This window comes from Mucilaginibacter sp. SJ, assembly GCF_028993635.1.
Taxonomy (GTDB): domain Bacteria; phylum Bacteroidota; class Bacteroidia; order Sphingobacteriales; family Sphingobacteriaceae; genus Mucilaginibacter.
Window position 1 is genome coordinate 4,817,571 of sequence record NZ_CP118631.1, and the last position, 15,654, is coordinate 4,833,224.

The following is a 15,654-nucleotide window of genomic DNA, read 5'->3' on the forward strand; positions in this document are numbered from 1 at the left end:
GTTATTTCTACAAACCTTTTCCCCCTCCGGGGGATTTTTACAATTTAATAAACATGTATTAATTGCTCAAGGACAGGTGCACCAGAGGTGCAAAAGGGTTGTAGGTCGTAAAGTTATAGAATATCCTTTGCCCCAGAGGGACAAAACACGACGCCTTGCTGTTTAAACGACAAGTTTTGTGGGTAAACTTAAATCTGCGAGAGACCCTGATGGGACGTTAACTCTTACAATAATCTACCATGAATCATTCACTCCGCAAACTTTTTACAGGATTTGCCAGTGCGGCTTTTAACGCTTTGTAACCCACAGTAAACCAGCCTATGAATAAGGAGATTGCAATGGCTGCCACAAAAACCCATAGGCCCGGCGAAATGCGATAGGCAAAAGTTTGCAGCCATCCGTTCATCAGGTACCAGGCAGGGGGTGCGCCAATCACGAATGCCACTACAATAAGCGCTAAAAACTCCTTCGAAAACAGGTACACAATGCTGCTTACTGATGCGCCTAAAATCTTCCGGATTCCTACCTCCCTGGTACGCTGCACCGCCATAAATGACACCAGGCCGTACAAACCAAGGCAGGAGATAAAAATAGCGATGAGCGCAAATACTTTATAGATTAGCTCGAGCTGGTTTTCCTGTTCGTAAAATTTGGCTATGCTATCGTCAACAAAAAAGCCGGTGTAGGCATATTCGGGATATTTCTTTTCCCAGGCACTTTGCACCAATGCTGCCGTTTTTGCAAGTCTCCGGCTTTCAATTTTTACCGCTATTTGCTGTTCCGATTGTTTTGAGGGGAACATCACCAGCGGCTTAACTTCCTCGCGCATGGAGTTTGTTTTAAAGTCGGCAACTACACCGACTATAGGCAGGTTTCCGTAACTGTCGAACGTGAGGGTTTTACCCAAAGCATCTTCCGCGCGTTTAATGCCCAGTTTATGTATAAAAGTTTCGTTAACCACAAATTTGCGCGCGGTATCGCTGGGTTCATAACCTTTACCTGCAATGAATTTAAGATCGAAGGTTTTAAAGTAATCCGCATCGGCCACTTTCATGAAAATATCAAAGCCCGGATCTTTCTCCGAATGGTTGAAAAAGAAATTGCTTGAATTATTATGCGATGACGACGGTGCATCGGCCGAAAAGCTTGCTGCTTTTACACCCGGCAATGCCAGCACCTGCTGTTTAAAGCTGTTCATTCGCGTTAAACCTACGCTATCGGCGGGGCATGGTATAGCCAACACAGCTTCTTTATTAAATCCAAGGTCGGCATTGTTTACAAAATCCATTTGTTTTACGGCGATGGCCGTTCCAATGATCAGCAATTGTGAAATGGCAAACTGGGTAACTACCAGCACGCGGCGGAGCGATATCCCACCAACCGCGGCAGAATTGATCTTGTTTTTCAGCGCCTGAACAGGTTTAAATCCTGACACGATAATTGCTGGGTATACCCCCGAAAGCAGGATCACAGCAAGTATTATGCAGGCCAGGCAAAGCAATATGCCAGGATTGAACAAACCAATACTATCCGGAATGCTGGCGATATGTTTGAGCAATGGCAAAGCTATTTCGGCCACACAAACTGCAAGCCCGGCCGAAAACAGCACGATAATGGCCGTTTCACACATCACGAGGCCTACCAATTGCCCGCGGCTGCTGCCCAGTACTTTACGGATCCCTACTTCTTTGGAGCGGCCAACAGATTGCGCCGTTGAAAGATTAATAAAATTAATGGATGCCATAATGATGATCAGTACAGCGATAAGCGATAGGGTACGCAGCGTAGACCTGCTGATTATATGATCGCCCAGCGTATCGCCAAAGCTGGTATCAAAGTGAATAGTTGATAAGGGCTGTGCTACAGCATATCTTTTTCTGGCGGTGCGTTTATTATTGTTGAACTGTTTTTCAGAAAAACTGAGCATTTGACTTTCCACAGTGCTTTGCAATACATTTGCCGGAAATTTTATATATACCTGCCAGTCACTGCTTGTTTCGTCCCAGGTGTATGAATAATGATAGCTTTTGGCATGCTGCTTCCAGGTGATGTACGAAATCAGCACTTTAAACGGCAGGTCAGTATTTGGAGGCAAGTCCTCTATCACACCGGCTACCTTTAGCGTTAACAGGTTATCCATCCTGAGCGTTTTTCCTACAGCCAGTTGCCAGGTACCAAAATATTTTATGGCGCTGCTTTTATCTATCACCACCATATCAGGATCTTTCAAAGCCGATGCACTGCCGGCAAGCCAGGTTGCTGAGAAAATATCGAAAAGCTGGGGTTGGGCGAACATGATGCCGGTGTTCTCTATAAATTTTTTATCGCCGGCGGGGTTACCGTCAGCTGCCGGGGCCACGATCTGACTGCCGTAAATGGCATTGATGCCAGCAACAACAGCCTGCGGAAAATAAAGGCGAAAAGCATCTACTGCAGGTGTTGAGATCCCGGCACTATACCTGATATTACCTTCCCGGTCTTTTTTGGTAACGATGCGATAGGTGCTTTTATAACCGGGTTGATAGGTGTCAAAGCTCAACTCATATTGAACAACTACAAATATCAGCAGGCAGGCCGCAATGCCTACCGCCAGCCCGGCTACATTTATGGCCGAGTAACTTTTGTGACGGGTGATATTACGCCACGCGATCTTAAAATAATTTTTGAACATATAGCTGCGGTTTAATTTCCTGGAAGGCCACATAATTATGGCTTCATGCTTCGAAATTACCCCTGCAAACTGGGTGTGTCGTCTTAAGTTATAACTTGGGAACTCTTTTTGGGGCTCGTTTTTATATTCCGCCGGGCTTTTGCCGGTCATTTGTTTAAAAATGCGGTTAAAGGTGGATTTTGAATTAAACCCCGACTCCAGCGCTATGCCAAGCAGGGTTATATGGGCAAAAGCAGGATCCTGTATTTTCCGGATTACTTCTGCAACGCGGTATTCATTGATAAAATCGTTAAAGTTTTTTTTGAGTGCCACATTAATGATCCGGGATAGCTCATGAACGGTGAGCCCCAGTTTCTCGGCAAGTGAGGTTAAATTCAGTTCGGCATCCTGGTAATACCGTTTAGCCTCCATAGCCTTCCTAAGCCAGGTTCCCTTTTGCCTGAGCTCCGCCGAAACCGGTGTTTTCAAAATCGGGGAGGCCTGCACCATAACCAGGTTTGCTGGTTTTGAATGGACAGTAGCCGCTATCCAGGTCATCATTCCCGCTAACAGCAGATACAAGGGATAGTATGCGTGGATACCTAACCGGTAATGAAAATAAAAAAAATCTGCAACAGTATATGGCAGCCATAATAACCATAAAAAACCAAAGGCCTTGATTAACCGGGCCAGCCAGCGCATTTGATTGCGGTATCGGTCATTTACATTGTTGAATTTCAACTGTTGATAATAGCTTTCAATCAGCCTGAAGGAAATATACAAATAGGCGACTACCGAAATAAACGCTGCCATATTCAGTATCAGGCCCGTTTGCCGAAAGACCGGTGTATGATAAGTTGCCGCACCGGTGCTGATGCTTTGCCCAATCTCCAATACCAAAATGCCCTGTTGCAGCAACAAGGGGATAAAGTGCAACAGATCCGTACCACGTATTTTATATTCCGGCCGGGTTATCTTAAGCACATAAAAATAAATAAGCGGGCCCAGTGCCAGCGAAAATTGAAGCGGCAACCGGTCCCAATGCGGGAAGTAAGCACCCAGCCCAACGCTTTCTCCCAATATCCGGGCCATCCATAAAACAATAGTTAGCATAGCAAGGGCCAGAAAACGGTTTGCCGAGAGGTTAATGCTTTTGGTAAACCATAACAGCAGGCTAAACGTGAGGCCGATAAATATCGCAGCCAAAAACGCCAGGTCATAGAGGGTGATATGAAAACTATACGCGGTCATTTATAATACTGTTTCAAAGGCTATTCCAAATTTATAACTTTTTGATATATAGGGAATAAGGTTTCTTAAGCAGGAATTGTTGTAATAAAAACGGACGTTTGGTTGTACGGAGTTGAACCGTTGTATTTGAAATCGGCCGGCAATAGCCCCGACGCACAAACTAAGCATCCCTGCTTTAACAAATGGTGGCAGTACTTTGTCACCAGCCAACTCAAACAGCCGCACCGGTTTAAAAAACTCTGAAAAACGATAAAAATCAACTCAAAAAATCAGCTCCTATATTCAGCGATCATGAAACACCAAACAAACACACCATAAAGTTTTAAGTGTTGATTATCAGTAATTTATCAATGTTTCACATAGAAACCTAAAACATTGATTATCAAGCGATAATGCCATTAACCCGTTCCGCCGTTTCACTCTTAAAAAATGGAACATAGCTATTTTTAAAGAAAAGAAGCGCCGGACTTTTTTCACTTTTTTTTCGGGAATCAAAAAATTGGGACACCCGCTTTGTTACAAAGTTACATCCGCTGCTGCAAGGCTGTGCGCTGTGGCAAATATGTTAAGTATGTGATATGGAGGGCAAATTTTTTCAACTATCAAAACCCACACACTACAGTCATTTTGTTGCAATTAACAATAATTCATTAAGTTGTTGTACCTTATCATCGGCATAAAAAATTAAATTTGCAGCTGCAAACATTCATTCTTTTGGACAGAAAACTGATTATAGGAACCCGTGGCAGTGAATTGGCTTTATGGCAGGCCAATTTCGTTAAAGACAGCCTTGCTGCCATTAACATTACCGCCGAGTTAAAGATCATTAAAACCCAGGGCGACCGCATCCTTAACCTCAGCTTTGATAAGCTGGAGGGTAAGGGCTTTTTTACCAAAGAATTAGAAGAAGAACTAATAGCCGGCACTATTGATATCGCGGTCCATTCACATAAGGACCTGCCTACCGAAAATCCTCCGGGACTCATCATCGCAGCAGTTTCAGAACGGGAAGACCCGGCTGAACTGTTGTTGATCTTGAAAGACTGCGTTGATGTGCACCAAAAGCTATCTGTTAAATATGGTGCTATCGTTGGCACCTCGTCAAACCGGCGCAAAGCCCAGCTACTGGCCCACCGTCCCGATCTTGAAATTGAAGAACTTCGCGGTAACGTGCCTACCCGTATCGGTAAGCTGCGCGATGAAAAATATGATGCCATTATGCTGGCCAAAGCCGGCGTTACCCGTTTAGGCCTCGACCTGAGCGAGTTTCATGTGGAAGAAATAACCCCGGTTGAACTGATCCCGGCACCGGCACAAGGTGCATTGGCTATTCAGATCCGCGAAACAGACCATGAGCTTTTTGAAGCCTTGCAGGCATTACATCATACCGATGTAGCCGAACAACTGGCCGTTGAGCGTACCGTATTAAAATTATTTGGCGGTGGCTGCCACTTACCTTTAGGCTGTTATTGCCGTAAGGAAGATGGCCTTTTCCAGGTGTTTACTTCTAAAGCTAACGAAGGCGATGAGTTTCCGGACAGGTTGTTTTTAGAAGCGCCAACTACCGAAGGTTTGGCCGAAAAGGTGGTAGCCAAGTTTGCAAAAGACCGTAAGCATCCGTCAAGTGTATTTATTTCGCGCGAGCTTGGTGAACAAAGCTATTTCCGCAAAGCGCTTGAAAAACATGGCATTGCAATAGAAGACCGTTCGTTGATCCGTACGGTGCCGGTAATCACCCGCTTTGACTCATACATATTAAAAAATATTGACTGGGTATTCTTCTCCAGCAAAAACGCTGTTGAATACTTTTTCCAGTTGAACCCACAGTTCCCTAAAAAGGTAAAATTTGGGGTAATGGGCAGCGGCAGCGAAGAAATGCTGCGCCGCAAAGGTCACTTTACCGACTATGTTGGCGAAGGTACGGATACCGCCGAGGTAGCCGAAGAATTTGCCAAGCTGGCAAACGGAAAAATAGTGCTGTTCCCGGGAGCCGAAAGCCCGATGAGGAGTATCCAGCAAGGCTTATCTGCCGATACCAAGATCATCGACCTGCCGGTTTATGAAACCGTATTAGAAGAAGATGTGGAAGCCAGCGGCGCAGATGTAATGGTATTCACCAGTCCATCAAACGTAGAGGCCTATTTTGCCGATAATCTGCTGGATCCATATCAAAAAGTTGTGGCCATAGGCAAATCAACCGGCAAAAAATTTGACGAAATGGGTGTAAAATACACGCTCCCTTACTCACCCGATGAAGTTGGGCTGGCAGAGGCAGTGTTTGGACTTTAATTGAAGTCCATAGTCGATGGTCGATAGTCCATAGACTTTAAACGTATATTATTTTGACCATGGACTATCGACCATGGTCTATGGACTAAAGTTATGTTACAACGACCAAGAAGGAACCGCAAAAGTGAAGTGATCCGCCAGATGGTGCAGGAAACGCATGTTAGCGCTGCTAACCTGATTTTCCCGCTGTTTATTATTGATGGCGTAAACCAGAAAAGCGAAGTGGCGTCAATGCCAGGCATTTTCCGTTATTCTATTGATAACTTGTTGCGCGAAATTGAAAGCTGCCTTAAACTGGGCTTAAACTCTTTCGACCTGTTCCCAAACATCGCCGAGGAACTGAAGGACAAATTTGCTACCGAAAGTTACCGGGATGAAAGTTTGTATCTGCGTGCTATCCGCGAGGTAAAGAAAAACTTTCCTGAAGCCTGTGTAATTACCGACGTAGCTATGGACCCATACAGCAGCGACGGGCATGACGGTATTGTAGAAAACGGCGTGATCCTGAACGATGAAACACTTGACGTTTTAGGCAAAATGGCTTTGGCACATGCACAATCAGGTGCCGATATCATTGCCCCTTCGGATATGATGGACGGTCGCGTGGGTTACATCCGCAATGTATTGGATGATAATGGTTTTACCAACGTATCTATCATGTCATACTCGGCTAAATACGCAAGCGCGTTTTATGGCCCGTTCCGGGATGCCTTGAACTCGGCACCAAAGTTTGGCGATAAAAAAACTTACCAGATGAATCCCGCCAACCAGCGCGAAGCGTTGATAGAGGCTGAACTGGACGAACTGGAAGGCGCCGACTTTCTGATGGTAAAACCAGCCCTGCCATATCTTGACGTTATTAAACTGATAAAAGATAATACCGAATTGCCTGTTGCAGCCTACAACGTAAGCGGCGAATACGCTATGATCAAAGCTGCTATTCAACGTGGCTGGCTAAACGAGCAGCGTGCCATTACCGAGGTACTTACCAGTATCCGCCGTGCCGGTGCAACTGCTATTTTAACCTATCATGCCAAAGAGGTTTTGGAGAATAAGTGGCTTTGATAAGCTAAAAGCTTAAGGCAAAAAGCCGAAAGCTAATAAACAAATATATAGAAGCTTTAAGCCTTTGGCTTTTTGCTTTACGCTCAAAAAATCAAGCTTTAAGCCTTTGGCTTTCAGCTTTAAGCTCATAATAAAAAATGTTCGATTCAATAAAAAAGATGTTTTCTGCAGAGGATGAACCGGTAAATACTACGGGCAAGCCCGATATCAGTCGTGAAAAATCGGCTGAACTTTATGCTAAGGCGCAAACCTATTTTCCGGGTGGGGTTAACTCGCCGGTAAGGGCTTTTAAATCTGTTTATGGCACGCCGCTGTTTATTCAAAAAGGTGATGGCAGTCATATCTGGGATGCTGATGGTAACGAGTTTATCGATTACTGCTGCTCATGGGGACCACTGATCCTGGGCCATAACAATGCCAAAGTACGGGAAAAGGTTATCGAGGTAATGCAAAACGGCATGAGTTTCGGCGCACCTACAGCATTAGAGAATGAGCTGGCCGAGCTGATCCTGAAAAACAATAAGTTTATTGAAAAGATCCGTTTTGTAAGCTCTGGCACCGAGGCTGTAATGTCGGCCATCAGGTTGGCAAGAGGTTATACCAAACGCGATAAGATCCTGAAATTTGAAGGTTGCTATCACGGTCACGCCGATGCTTTATTGGTAAAAGCAGGCTCAGGTTTGGTTACCTTCGGCGAAACTTCATCAGCAGGCGTGCCAAAATCAGTTGCTGATGAAACCATTGTAGTAGCGCTTAACGATAAGGAAGCTTTAGCCAAAGCTTTCGAAGAATTTAAAGACCAGATTGCCGCGGTGATCATTGAACCGGTACCCGCCAATAATGGTTTACTATTACAAGAAAAAGAATACCTGCAATATTTGCGCGACATCTGTACGCAAAACGGCACCATGCTGATATTTGATGAGGTGATATCCGGTTTCCGCGTTGGCTTTGAAGGTGCGGCCGGTTACTACCAGATCAAACCTGATATTATCACTTACGGTAAAATTATCGGTGGAGGTATGCCTGTTGGTGCTTATGGCTCATCGGCAACAATCATGAGCAATATCTCACCAGAAGGTTCGGTTTACCAGGCGGGTACCTTATCAGGCAACCCGGTTGCCATGGGTGCCGGTATCGCCCAGCTTAGTGAGCTTTTACGCATGGGCTTTTACCGCGACCTGAACAATAAAACAGAAGAGTTCGTAGAAGCCATTCAGCGTTTTGCTACCGCCCGCAATTATAAGTTTAAGGTGTTTGGCATAGGCTCCATATTTTGGTTTGCTTTTACAGATAAAGAGTATATTCGTAAAGCCGAAGACATTGATGCATCAAGCATGGAAAAATTCAAAAAATTCCACCGCGAACTGCTGAACAGGGGCATTTATTTAGGCCCGTCGGGGTATGAGGTTGGCTTTATATCATCGGCCCACACCAAGACAGACCTGGAGAAAACAAAACGTGCTATATTTGATAGTTTGGATTTAGTATTCAATTCTAAGTAGCCAGTTTGCAGTTGCCAGCGGGCAGTTTGCAGCTTAATACAACACATTGCAAACTGACAAACTACTGCCAACTGAAAACTGATAACTGCCAACTGATATGAAGAAGTCATTTGTTATTTTTTACGCGCTCATCACCTACGCCGTTGCCGAACTGGTGTGGTGGGGCTATATGCTGGTTACGCTGCAACCGCGCCGTACCGGTATGATCCTGGGCGAAGGGGCCATGTTTGTGGCCGTATTTTTAATTGGCGCCATTAACCTGCACCGCTCGTTCAATAAAGAACGCAGGTTACAGGAGCAAAAAAAGAACTTCCTGCTTTCGGTAACGCATGAATTGAAATCGCCGCTGGCATCTATCAAGATACTGCTGCAAACTATCCAAAAGCGTCACCTGACCAAAGAACAGCTCCTCGATTTTATTGAGAAATCACTGAACGATGTTGAGCGTTTGGACGATATGGTTGAGAATATGCTGCTTGCATCTAAGATCGAAAATCGCTCATACAGTTTCCCTAAGGCCAGCTTTAACCTTTCGGTTTTGGTTGATAGTATTGTTAACCGGCTCCAGATCTCTAAATGTGATTGCAACCAGCAGATCATAGAAGCAGAGATTGAGCCTAAGGTGGAGATCGTGGGCGATAAATTTGCCCTTACATCAGTAGTGACCAATTTGATAGAAAACGCGGTAAAATATTCAAGCCCCTGCTCATCTGTTGGGGTAAAGCTGTTTTCAAAAGATGATAAAGTTTATTTGCAGGTATCTGATCATGGTATCGGCATAGCCGACGAGGAGAAAACCCGCATTTTTGACCGTTTTTACCGCGTAGGCAGTGAAGAAACCCGTAACACAAAGGGCACCGGACTGGGCCTTTATATTGTTAAGGAGGTGTTGGATAAACACCAGGCCAGCATCAGGGTTAAAGATAACCGCCCTGCTGGTAGTATTTTTGAAGTTACATTTGGACTAACCTAAATTTAAGACATGAATATGCCAAACAAAAAAAGGATTTTATTGGCCGAAGACGAAGAGCATTTGTTAGAAGCAATTAAGCTTAACCTTGAGCTGGAAGGTTACAAGGTTTCTCCGGCCAAAAACGGCAAAAAAGCTTTACAGCTGTTTAAGGAAGAACGCTTTAACCTGGTGATATTGGACGTAATGATGCCCGAAATTGACGGCTTTGTTGTTGCCGAAACCATCAGGCTTGAAAATACAGAAGTACCTATCATGTTCCTCACCGCTAAAAATACTAATGAGGACAAAATCTCGGGCTTGAAAAAAGGTGCCGATGATTATCTTACCAAGCCGTTTAACCTGGAGGAGCTTATTTTAAGGGTGAACAACCTGGTAAAACGCAGCCTGAAAGGTGAGGACCTGAAAGAGTTTAACAGCTACAAAATTGGTGATAAAACCATCCATTTTAACTCGTTTGAACTGGTTAATGAAGATGGCTCAATTACCGCCCTTACCAAAAAGGAAACCATGCTGCTTAAACTGTTGATTGAGCGCCGTAATGACGCCGTATCGCGCGAGCAGATCCTGGAAACCGTTTGGAATTATGACGTTTACCCGTCAACCCGTACTATCGACAATTTTATCCTAACCTTCCGTAAGTACTTTGAACCAGATCCTAAAAACCCGGTTTATTTCCACTCCATTCGTGGCGTTGGGTATAAATTTACCGATAACCAGCATTAATGTTCAGTAACAGGACACGTATATTCATTGCGTTTATATTTCTGCTGTCGTTAGGTATATTGGTATATTTTCATATATATGAACTTGCGGCAGTTGCAGCTATGATGATCATCCTGCTTATATGGGATTATTTCAGGCAGGGTACCTTAGTTGTAGCATCCAAACATTTTCATGTAAAGGACTACGATAAAACCGCAGCCTCGTTAAACGAGATCATGAAACCCGAATGGCTCAGCAAAAACCGCAGGGGATATTATGAGTTTATATTCGGCGGTTTATGCCTGCAAAGACAGGATTTTGAAGGAGCAGAAATGCACTATGAAATAGCGGCGCAATATCCCTTACGTTCGGTTAACGACCACGTAGCCGCTTTGGTTAGTGTGGCCAATATCAGCATCAGGCGCGGTAATTTTGAAAAGGCCAAGGCCTATCTGCAATTAACCGAGAAGCATAAAGAAAAAATAACCGCCAAAATGAAGGATGTGATAAGCCGCCTTCAGCAGGAATTGAGGAAAGAGTCAGGACAGCAAGAGTCAGGATTCAAGATTAAAAAGTCGGGAGACAAAAAATAAGATAAAGAGACAGGAAGGCAAGAGTTGGAAGACGAGTTAGCAAGCGTAAGAGAGTATTTTTTCTTGCATCTTGGTTCTTGACTTCTTGACTCTGAGGCCTCTGGCCTCTCAAAAAAAATATGAGAGATTCGTTATTAATAAAAGCGGCATTTTCGGAGCAAACAGAACGCCCGCCGGTTTGGATGATGAGACAGGCAGGCCGCTTTATGAAAGAGTATTGGGACATTAAAAATAAATACTCGTTCCTTGAAATGTGTAAAACACCGGAGATAGCCGCCGATGTTACCATGCTGCCGGTTGATCTGTTAGGGATTGACGGTGCGATTTTATTTTCTGATATCCTGGTAACGGGTGAAGCCATGGGCGGCGACCTGAGCTTTAACGCAGGTGTTGGTCCGCTGTTTGCCAATCCCGTACGTACACAAGCCGATATCGATAACCTGCAAACTGATGTTATTGATAAGCTGCAATATGTTGCTGATGCTATTAAGGTGATTCAACAGCGCCTTGGCGGCCGTATTCCGCTGATAGGTTTTGCCGGTGCTCCGTTTACTGTGATGAGCTATCTGGTTGAAGGCGGATCATCAAAAGATTTCAAGCTTACCAAACTGATGCTGCACAATGAGCCTGAAATGGCCCATCAGTTGTTATCAAAAATAGCTACCGTAACTGCCGATTACCTCAACATGCAGATTGCTGCAGGCGTAAATGCGGTACAGATCTTCGATAGCTGGGCGCAGGCTCTGGCATGGGATGATTATAAAGAATTTAGCCACCGTTATATTGCCGAGATCATCAGCAAACTTAACCGTAAAGATATCCCGGTGATCTCTTTCTGCAAAGGCAGCTCGGTTTTTGCACCGCTAATGGCAGAGGCTAAGCCGGATGTAATTTCTATCGATTGGAATGTTGACCTGTTAGACATCAAAAAACGTTTACCGGCAGGGATTGCAGTACAGGGTAACCTTGATCCGCACATTCTTTATGCCGATAAAAAAGTAATTAAAGAGCGCATCTACCGCCTGTTTGATCGTATGAAAGGCGAAAATGGCTTCATCTTTAACCTGGGCCATGGTATTATGCCTGATATCCCGTTTGACAACGTGAAGTACGCGGTGGAAGTGATAAAAGAATATAGAAACTAAGAATAAATATAATCCGGCGAGGGCTGGAAAGTGCGATTCCCCTCTTGAGAGGGGGGTAGGGGTGTGTTAATCATGCGATAAGAACACAGATGAAACACACCCCTGCTCACGCTCATTCCTATCGCGCCCCCTCTCAAGAGGGGAACCCAACCGTCGGTCATCATAAAAACAACTCCTCTTTTGAGGTCGGTGCATATGTACGATTACGTAAAAGCTATACATATCATTTTTGTGGTCTGCTGGATGGCGGGGTTATTTTATAGCGTACGTTTATTTATTTATCATACCGAAGCCCAGGATAAGCCCGAGCCGGATCGTACTATATTGTCTAAACAATTCGAAATCATTGAACGCAAGTTATGGAATATCATAACCATCCCCTCAATGTACCTTACCATAGCAGCCGGCGCAACGATGCTTATCCTCAAGCCAATTTGGCTTCAATTTGGCTGGATGCATATCAAGCTGACCTTTGTTGTGGCTTTAGTGATCTATCATTTCATCTGCCAAAATAAAATAAAACAGATGCGTAACGGCGTATTCAAATGGACATCCATTCAGCTCCGCTTATGGAATGAAGTTGCCACCATTTTTCTGTTCGCCATTGTTTTCCTTGTGGTGCTTAAGAGCGCTTTGAATTGGATCTTTGGTGTTGTTGGCTTGGTATCGCTGGCTGTGATACTGATGATAGCCGTGAAGATTTATAAAAGATATAGGGAGAAGAAATAATCAGCTGATTTTAATATTTATCTAAAAGCCTCATCGTCAAGTTCTATTTTCCCCTCCAGTTCGAGCAACTTTTTTTGATTTTCTAAAATCGCAGATATATCTGATTCACGATCTTCCCTTTGAGCTCTTTGCCATTGCACAGGATCCTCAAATGAAGATTCAGAAGTAGCCCTGAAATTCAAAATCCGCTCTTTGAGCGCTTCGCGGCTTATACTCTCAGGTTCCATACTTTTTTCTTCTACAATAACATTAAGCTCTTTAGCCAAAGCGATTATCTTCGCGATGCTTTGCTTGTTATCTGATTTTAGGATTAATTCCATGATTTTATCTATTGGCGCTTCTCAAAAAGCTGTAAACCGAAGTTACAACAAATCATCATCATTCATCTTCTTAAACTATTCATTAAAATATTTCCATCACCATGCAACCATTTACATCACTCTGCCATCTTACTTATAAATGATGTTTTTGGAACCTAAATATACCATTCAGCAATTGATAAACCGCTGCCGGGCCGGCGAGCGAAAGGCGCAGGAACTGCTTTATAAACAGTTTGCCTCAAAAATGCTGGGGGTATGCATGCGGTACGCTACCGACCACATGGAGGCCGAAGACATGTTGCAGAATGGCTTTATAAGGGTTTTTCAAAAAATGGATGATTACCGGGGCGACGGATCATTTGAGGGTTGGGTTAGGCGCATTATGATTCACAGTTCAATTGAATACTATCGCAAGCATCATAAAATGATGCAGGTAATTGATATTGACGAAGCAGGGCATGAACCTTCTGTTAATCCGCTGGCGGCGGCTAACCTGGATGCAAAGGTGCTGATGGGCATGATACAGCAATTGGCACCGGGTTACCGGATAGTGTTTAACCTTTACGCGCTTGAAGGCTATTCGCACAAAGAGATAGCGGAGATTGTAGGCATTACCGAGGGTGCCTCTAAATCACAGCTGTCAAGGGCTCGTACAATATTGAAAGAACAAATTACTAAAATGGAGGGCAAAAGTTATGGATATGCAGGATAAGGAACTGGACAGGCTGTTTCAACGAAAGCTTGATGACCTGGAAATACAACCGTCGGCCCATGTATGGCAGGGCATCAACGCCGAATTAAACGCCGGCAGGCGTAAAGGAATATTATTGCCTTTGCTAAGCGCAGCAGCAGGTGTTATATTACTGATCACCGCAGGTATCCTGTTTATTCCTAAACAACCGGTTAAACATCATGACCGTTCAACAGCCATAGTTAAAACCCATCAACCGGTAAAACAACCTGTTGCAGTTACAGTTGAGCCTGTGGTACCTCCAACCCCGGCGCAAAACAAAGTACCTGCAAATCCGGTTATAGCACCTGTTAACAATTTGGCCCACGTTAATAAAACGAAAACAAAAACTAACTTGACGCAATCCATAAAACAGCCTGCAGCTACTGCCCAACCGCCTGTAGATGCCCGTACAGATGAGCCCTTATTAGCAAATGTCCCTGCCGCAGATTATCCTGTTGTGAAAACCGCTGCCCCGGATACGGCAACAAGGATCGGCCCAAAATCAGCCAGTATTGACATCGAAAAAGCACAGCCCACACTAATTGCGCAAGCCCCGGCACAATCGGCCCCTGCCAAACCTGTTAAAAAACACCGTATTCGCAGCCTTGGCGACGTATTTAATGTAGTGATAGCCGCGGTTGATAAACGTAAAGACAAAGTAATTGAATTCAGTAATACCGATGAAGACGATGCCACTATTACAGGTGTAAACCTGGGCTTCGTCAAAATAAAAAAAGACAAAGACAAGTAATATTTTAGCGAACGAAAGATATACCACAATATATGAAACGCCTTATTTTAACCATCGCGATATGCCTTGCCGCGAGCTTTGTTTTTGCTCAAAGCACACCCGCTGATTCTGCACAAAACACCACTGATACCACAACCCATAAAAAACATGTTAAGGTAAAGCTTGGTTTTGGTGACGATGTGACGCAGGTGAATATTAATAACGACGAGCCCGATACCGTATACCATGCCCACAGAGCACCAGGCTTTTCGTTTGGCGTAACTTTTTCACGGATCGACCTTGGGTTTGCTACCTTAGTTGATAATGGCAGCTTTACTTTATCTGATAAAAACAAGTTTTTAAGCTACCGCCAATGGAAAACAAGCAACTTTGGTTTTGATGTGCTGCAATTCGGTTACCGGTTTAACAGCTCTTTCAAAATTTATGTATCCGGCGGCTTCGACTGGACACACATCCGCTTACGTAATGATATCACCATACAGCGTAACGCACCGGTGCTAACTTACGTTCAGGATAGTATTCACTACAGCAAAAACCGCTTCTCATCAACTTACTTACGTATCCCACTGTCGTTCTACTACCGCAGCCATGAAGACGACCGGGGGAACTACTTCCGGCTGGTTGCCGGTCCGGAGATTGGCATCTTGCTCAATGGTCGTGTAAAACAGATCAGTGACGAAAATGGCAAACAGAAGTTCAACGACGACTATCATTTTGCCAAACTGCGCAAAGGCGTGTTTGTACGTATGGGATACGGCATCATGGGCTTATATGCCAAGTATTACTTTAACGACATGTTTGAAAACAGCCCCGATCAAAAAGGGTTAAGGAACTTCTCATTCGGATTGACTTTTGGCTTCTGACCGCTGATTTAGGTGATTACGTTGATTTCGCTGATTATTTTTGATTGTAAATGATTAAGATGATTTGATAATCTTCAAGCGAACT

At 44.2% G+C, this 15,654-nt stretch carries 13 protein-coding genes; 11 read left to right on the plus strand and 2 right to left on the minus strand.

Going from position 1 to position 15,654, the window contains the following annotated elements; translation table 11 throughout:
• Nucleotides 1-244 precede the first annotated feature (244 nt).
• The gene (locus MusilaSJ_RS19960) at nucleotides 245-3,901 is read right to left on the minus strand and encodes an ABC transporter permease (protein ID WP_274986604.1); all 3,657 of its coding nucleotides are present in this window, start codon (nucleotides 3,899-3,901) and stop codon (nucleotides 245-247) included.
• Nucleotides 3,902-4,615: 714 nt separating this feature from the next.
• Here MusilaSJ_RS19960 and hemC point away from each other — a divergent pair.
• From hemC to hemJ, 8 genes are all read left to right on the plus strand, one after another.
• Nucleotides 4,616-6,190, plus strand: a complete 1,575-nt coding sequence (gene hemC, locus MusilaSJ_RS19965) for a hydroxymethylbilane synthase (RefSeq protein WP_274986605.1) — start codon at nucleotides 4,616-4,618, stop codon at nucleotides 6,188-6,190.
• Nucleotides 6,191-6,283: 93 nt separating this feature from the next.
• The gene (gene hemB / locus MusilaSJ_RS19970; protein WP_121233467.1) at nucleotides 6,284-7,255 is read left to right on the plus strand and encodes a porphobilinogen synthase; all 972 of its coding nucleotides are present in this window, start codon (nucleotides 6,284-6,286) and stop codon (nucleotides 7,253-7,255) included.
• Nucleotides 7,256-7,392: 137 nt separating this feature from the next.
• Nucleotides 7,393-8,760: a glutamate-1-semialdehyde 2,1-aminomutase gene (gene hemL / locus MusilaSJ_RS19975; protein WP_274986606.1), complete on the plus strand. Its 1,368-nt coding sequence runs from the start codon at nucleotides 7,393-7,395 to the stop codon at nucleotides 8,758-8,760.
• A 97-nt stretch (nucleotides 8,761-8,857) separates the two neighbouring features.
• Nucleotides 8,858-9,733, plus strand: a complete 876-nt coding sequence (locus tag MusilaSJ_RS19980) for a sensor histidine kinase (RefSeq protein WP_090529091.1) — start codon at nucleotides 8,858-8,860, stop codon at nucleotides 9,731-9,733.
• A 15-nt stretch (nucleotides 9,734-9,748) separates the two neighbouring features.
• Nucleotides 9,749-10,456, plus strand: a complete 708-nt coding sequence (locus MusilaSJ_RS19985) for a response regulator transcription factor (RefSeq protein ID WP_091166941.1) — start codon at nucleotides 9,749-9,751, stop codon at nucleotides 10,454-10,456.
• The gene (locus MusilaSJ_RS19990; protein WP_274986607.1) at nucleotides 10,456-11,028 is read left to right on the plus strand and encodes a hypothetical protein; all 573 of its coding nucleotides are present in this window, start codon (nucleotides 10,456-10,458) and stop codon (nucleotides 11,026-11,028) included. Before MusilaSJ_RS19985 ends, MusilaSJ_RS19990 begins: the two co-directional genes overlap by 1 nt.
• Nucleotides 11,029-11,147: 119 nt before the next feature.
• On the plus strand, nucleotides 11,148-12,173 hold the full coding sequence (hemE, locus tag MusilaSJ_RS19995) for a uroporphyrinogen decarboxylase (RefSeq protein ID WP_090529097.1): 1,026 nt from the start codon (nucleotides 11,148-11,150) through the stop codon (nucleotides 12,171-12,173).
• Between the two features lie 195 nt (nucleotides 12,174-12,368).
• Nucleotides 12,369-12,902, plus strand: a complete 534-nt coding sequence (hemJ, locus tag MusilaSJ_RS20000) for a protoporphyrinogen oxidase HemJ (protein WP_188833395.1) — start codon at nucleotides 12,369-12,371, stop codon at nucleotides 12,900-12,902.
• A gap of 17 nt (nucleotides 12,903-12,919) precedes the next feature.
• Here the strand turns inward: hemJ and MusilaSJ_RS20005 are convergent, their stop codons facing one another.
• Complete coding sequence (locus tag MusilaSJ_RS20005) at nucleotides 12,920-13,222, minus strand: hypothetical protein (protein ID WP_274986608.1); 303 nt, start codon at nucleotides 13,220-13,222, stop codon at nucleotides 12,920-12,922.
• A 142-nt stretch (nucleotides 13,223-13,364) separates the two neighbouring features.
• Between MusilaSJ_RS20005 and MusilaSJ_RS20010 the strand changes: the two genes are divergently transcribed.
• Genes MusilaSJ_RS20010 through MusilaSJ_RS20020 form a run of 3 tightly spaced genes read left to right on the plus strand, consistent with a single transcriptional unit; the run spans nucleotide 13,365 to nucleotide 15,569 of the window.
• Complete coding sequence (locus tag MusilaSJ_RS20010) at nucleotides 13,365-13,934, plus strand: RNA polymerase sigma factor (protein ID WP_274990472.1); 570 nt, start codon at nucleotides 13,365-13,367, stop codon at nucleotides 13,932-13,934.
• Nucleotides 13,918-14,706 carry a hypothetical protein gene (locus MusilaSJ_RS20015; RefSeq protein WP_274986609.1) on the plus strand — a complete coding sequence of 263 codons (789 nt, stop codon included), beginning with the start codon at nucleotides 13,918-13,920 and terminating at the stop codon, nucleotides 14,704-14,706. Before MusilaSJ_RS20010 ends, MusilaSJ_RS20015 begins: the two co-directional genes overlap by 17 nt.
• A gap of 32 nt (nucleotides 14,707-14,738) precedes the next feature.
• On the plus strand, nucleotides 14,739-15,569 hold the full coding sequence (locus MusilaSJ_RS20020) for an outer membrane beta-barrel protein (protein WP_274986610.1): 831 nt from the start codon (nucleotides 14,739-14,741) through the stop codon (nucleotides 15,567-15,569).
• The last annotated feature ends 85 nt before the right edge of the window (nucleotides 15,570-15,654 follow it).

Bases quoted from the DNA above. Each gene is read 5' to 3' on its own strand.
- MusilaSJ_RS19980 (WP_090529091.1), top strand. From the start codon at position 8,858: ATGAAGAAGTCATTTGTTATTTTTTACGCGCTCATCACCTACGCCGTT.
- hemJ (WP_188833395.1), top strand. From the start codon at position 12,369: ATGTACGATTACGTAAAAGCTATACATATCATTTTTGTGGTCTGCTGG.
- hemE (WP_090529097.1), top strand. From the start codon at position 11,148: ATGAGAGATTCGTTATTAATAAAAGCGGCATTTTCGGAGCAAACAGAA.
- MusilaSJ_RS20010 (WP_274990472.1), top strand. From the start codon at position 13,365: ATGTTTTTGGAACCTAAATATACCATTCAGCAATTGATAAACCGCTGC.
- MusilaSJ_RS20005 (WP_274986608.1), bottom strand. From the start codon at position 13,222: ATGGAATTAATCCTAAAATCAGATAACAAGCAAAGCATCGCGAAGATA.
- MusilaSJ_RS19985 (WP_091166941.1), top strand. From the start codon at position 9,749: ATGCCAAACAAAAAAAGGATTTTATTGGCCGAAGACGAAGAGCATTTG.
- MusilaSJ_RS20020 (WP_274986610.1), top strand. From the start codon at position 14,739: ATGAAACGCCTTATTTTAACCATCGCGATATGCCTTGCCGCGAGCTTT.
- hemB (WP_121233467.1), top strand. From the start codon at position 6,284: ATGTTACAACGACCAAGAAGGAACCGCAAAAGTGAAGTGATCCGCCAG.
- MusilaSJ_RS20015 (WP_274986609.1), top strand. From the start codon at position 13,918: ATGGATATGCAGGATAAGGAACTGGACAGGCTGTTTCAACGAAAGCTT.
- hemL (WP_274986606.1), top strand. From the start codon at position 7,393: ATGTTCGATTCAATAAAAAAGATGTTTTCTGCAGAGGATGAACCGGTA.
- MusilaSJ_RS19960 (WP_274986604.1), bottom strand. From the start codon at position 3,901: ATGACCGCGTATAGTTTTCATATCACCCTCTATGACCTGGCGTTTTTG.
- MusilaSJ_RS19990 (WP_274986607.1), top strand. From the start codon at position 10,456: ATGTTCAGTAACAGGACACGTATATTCATTGCGTTTATATTTCTGCTG.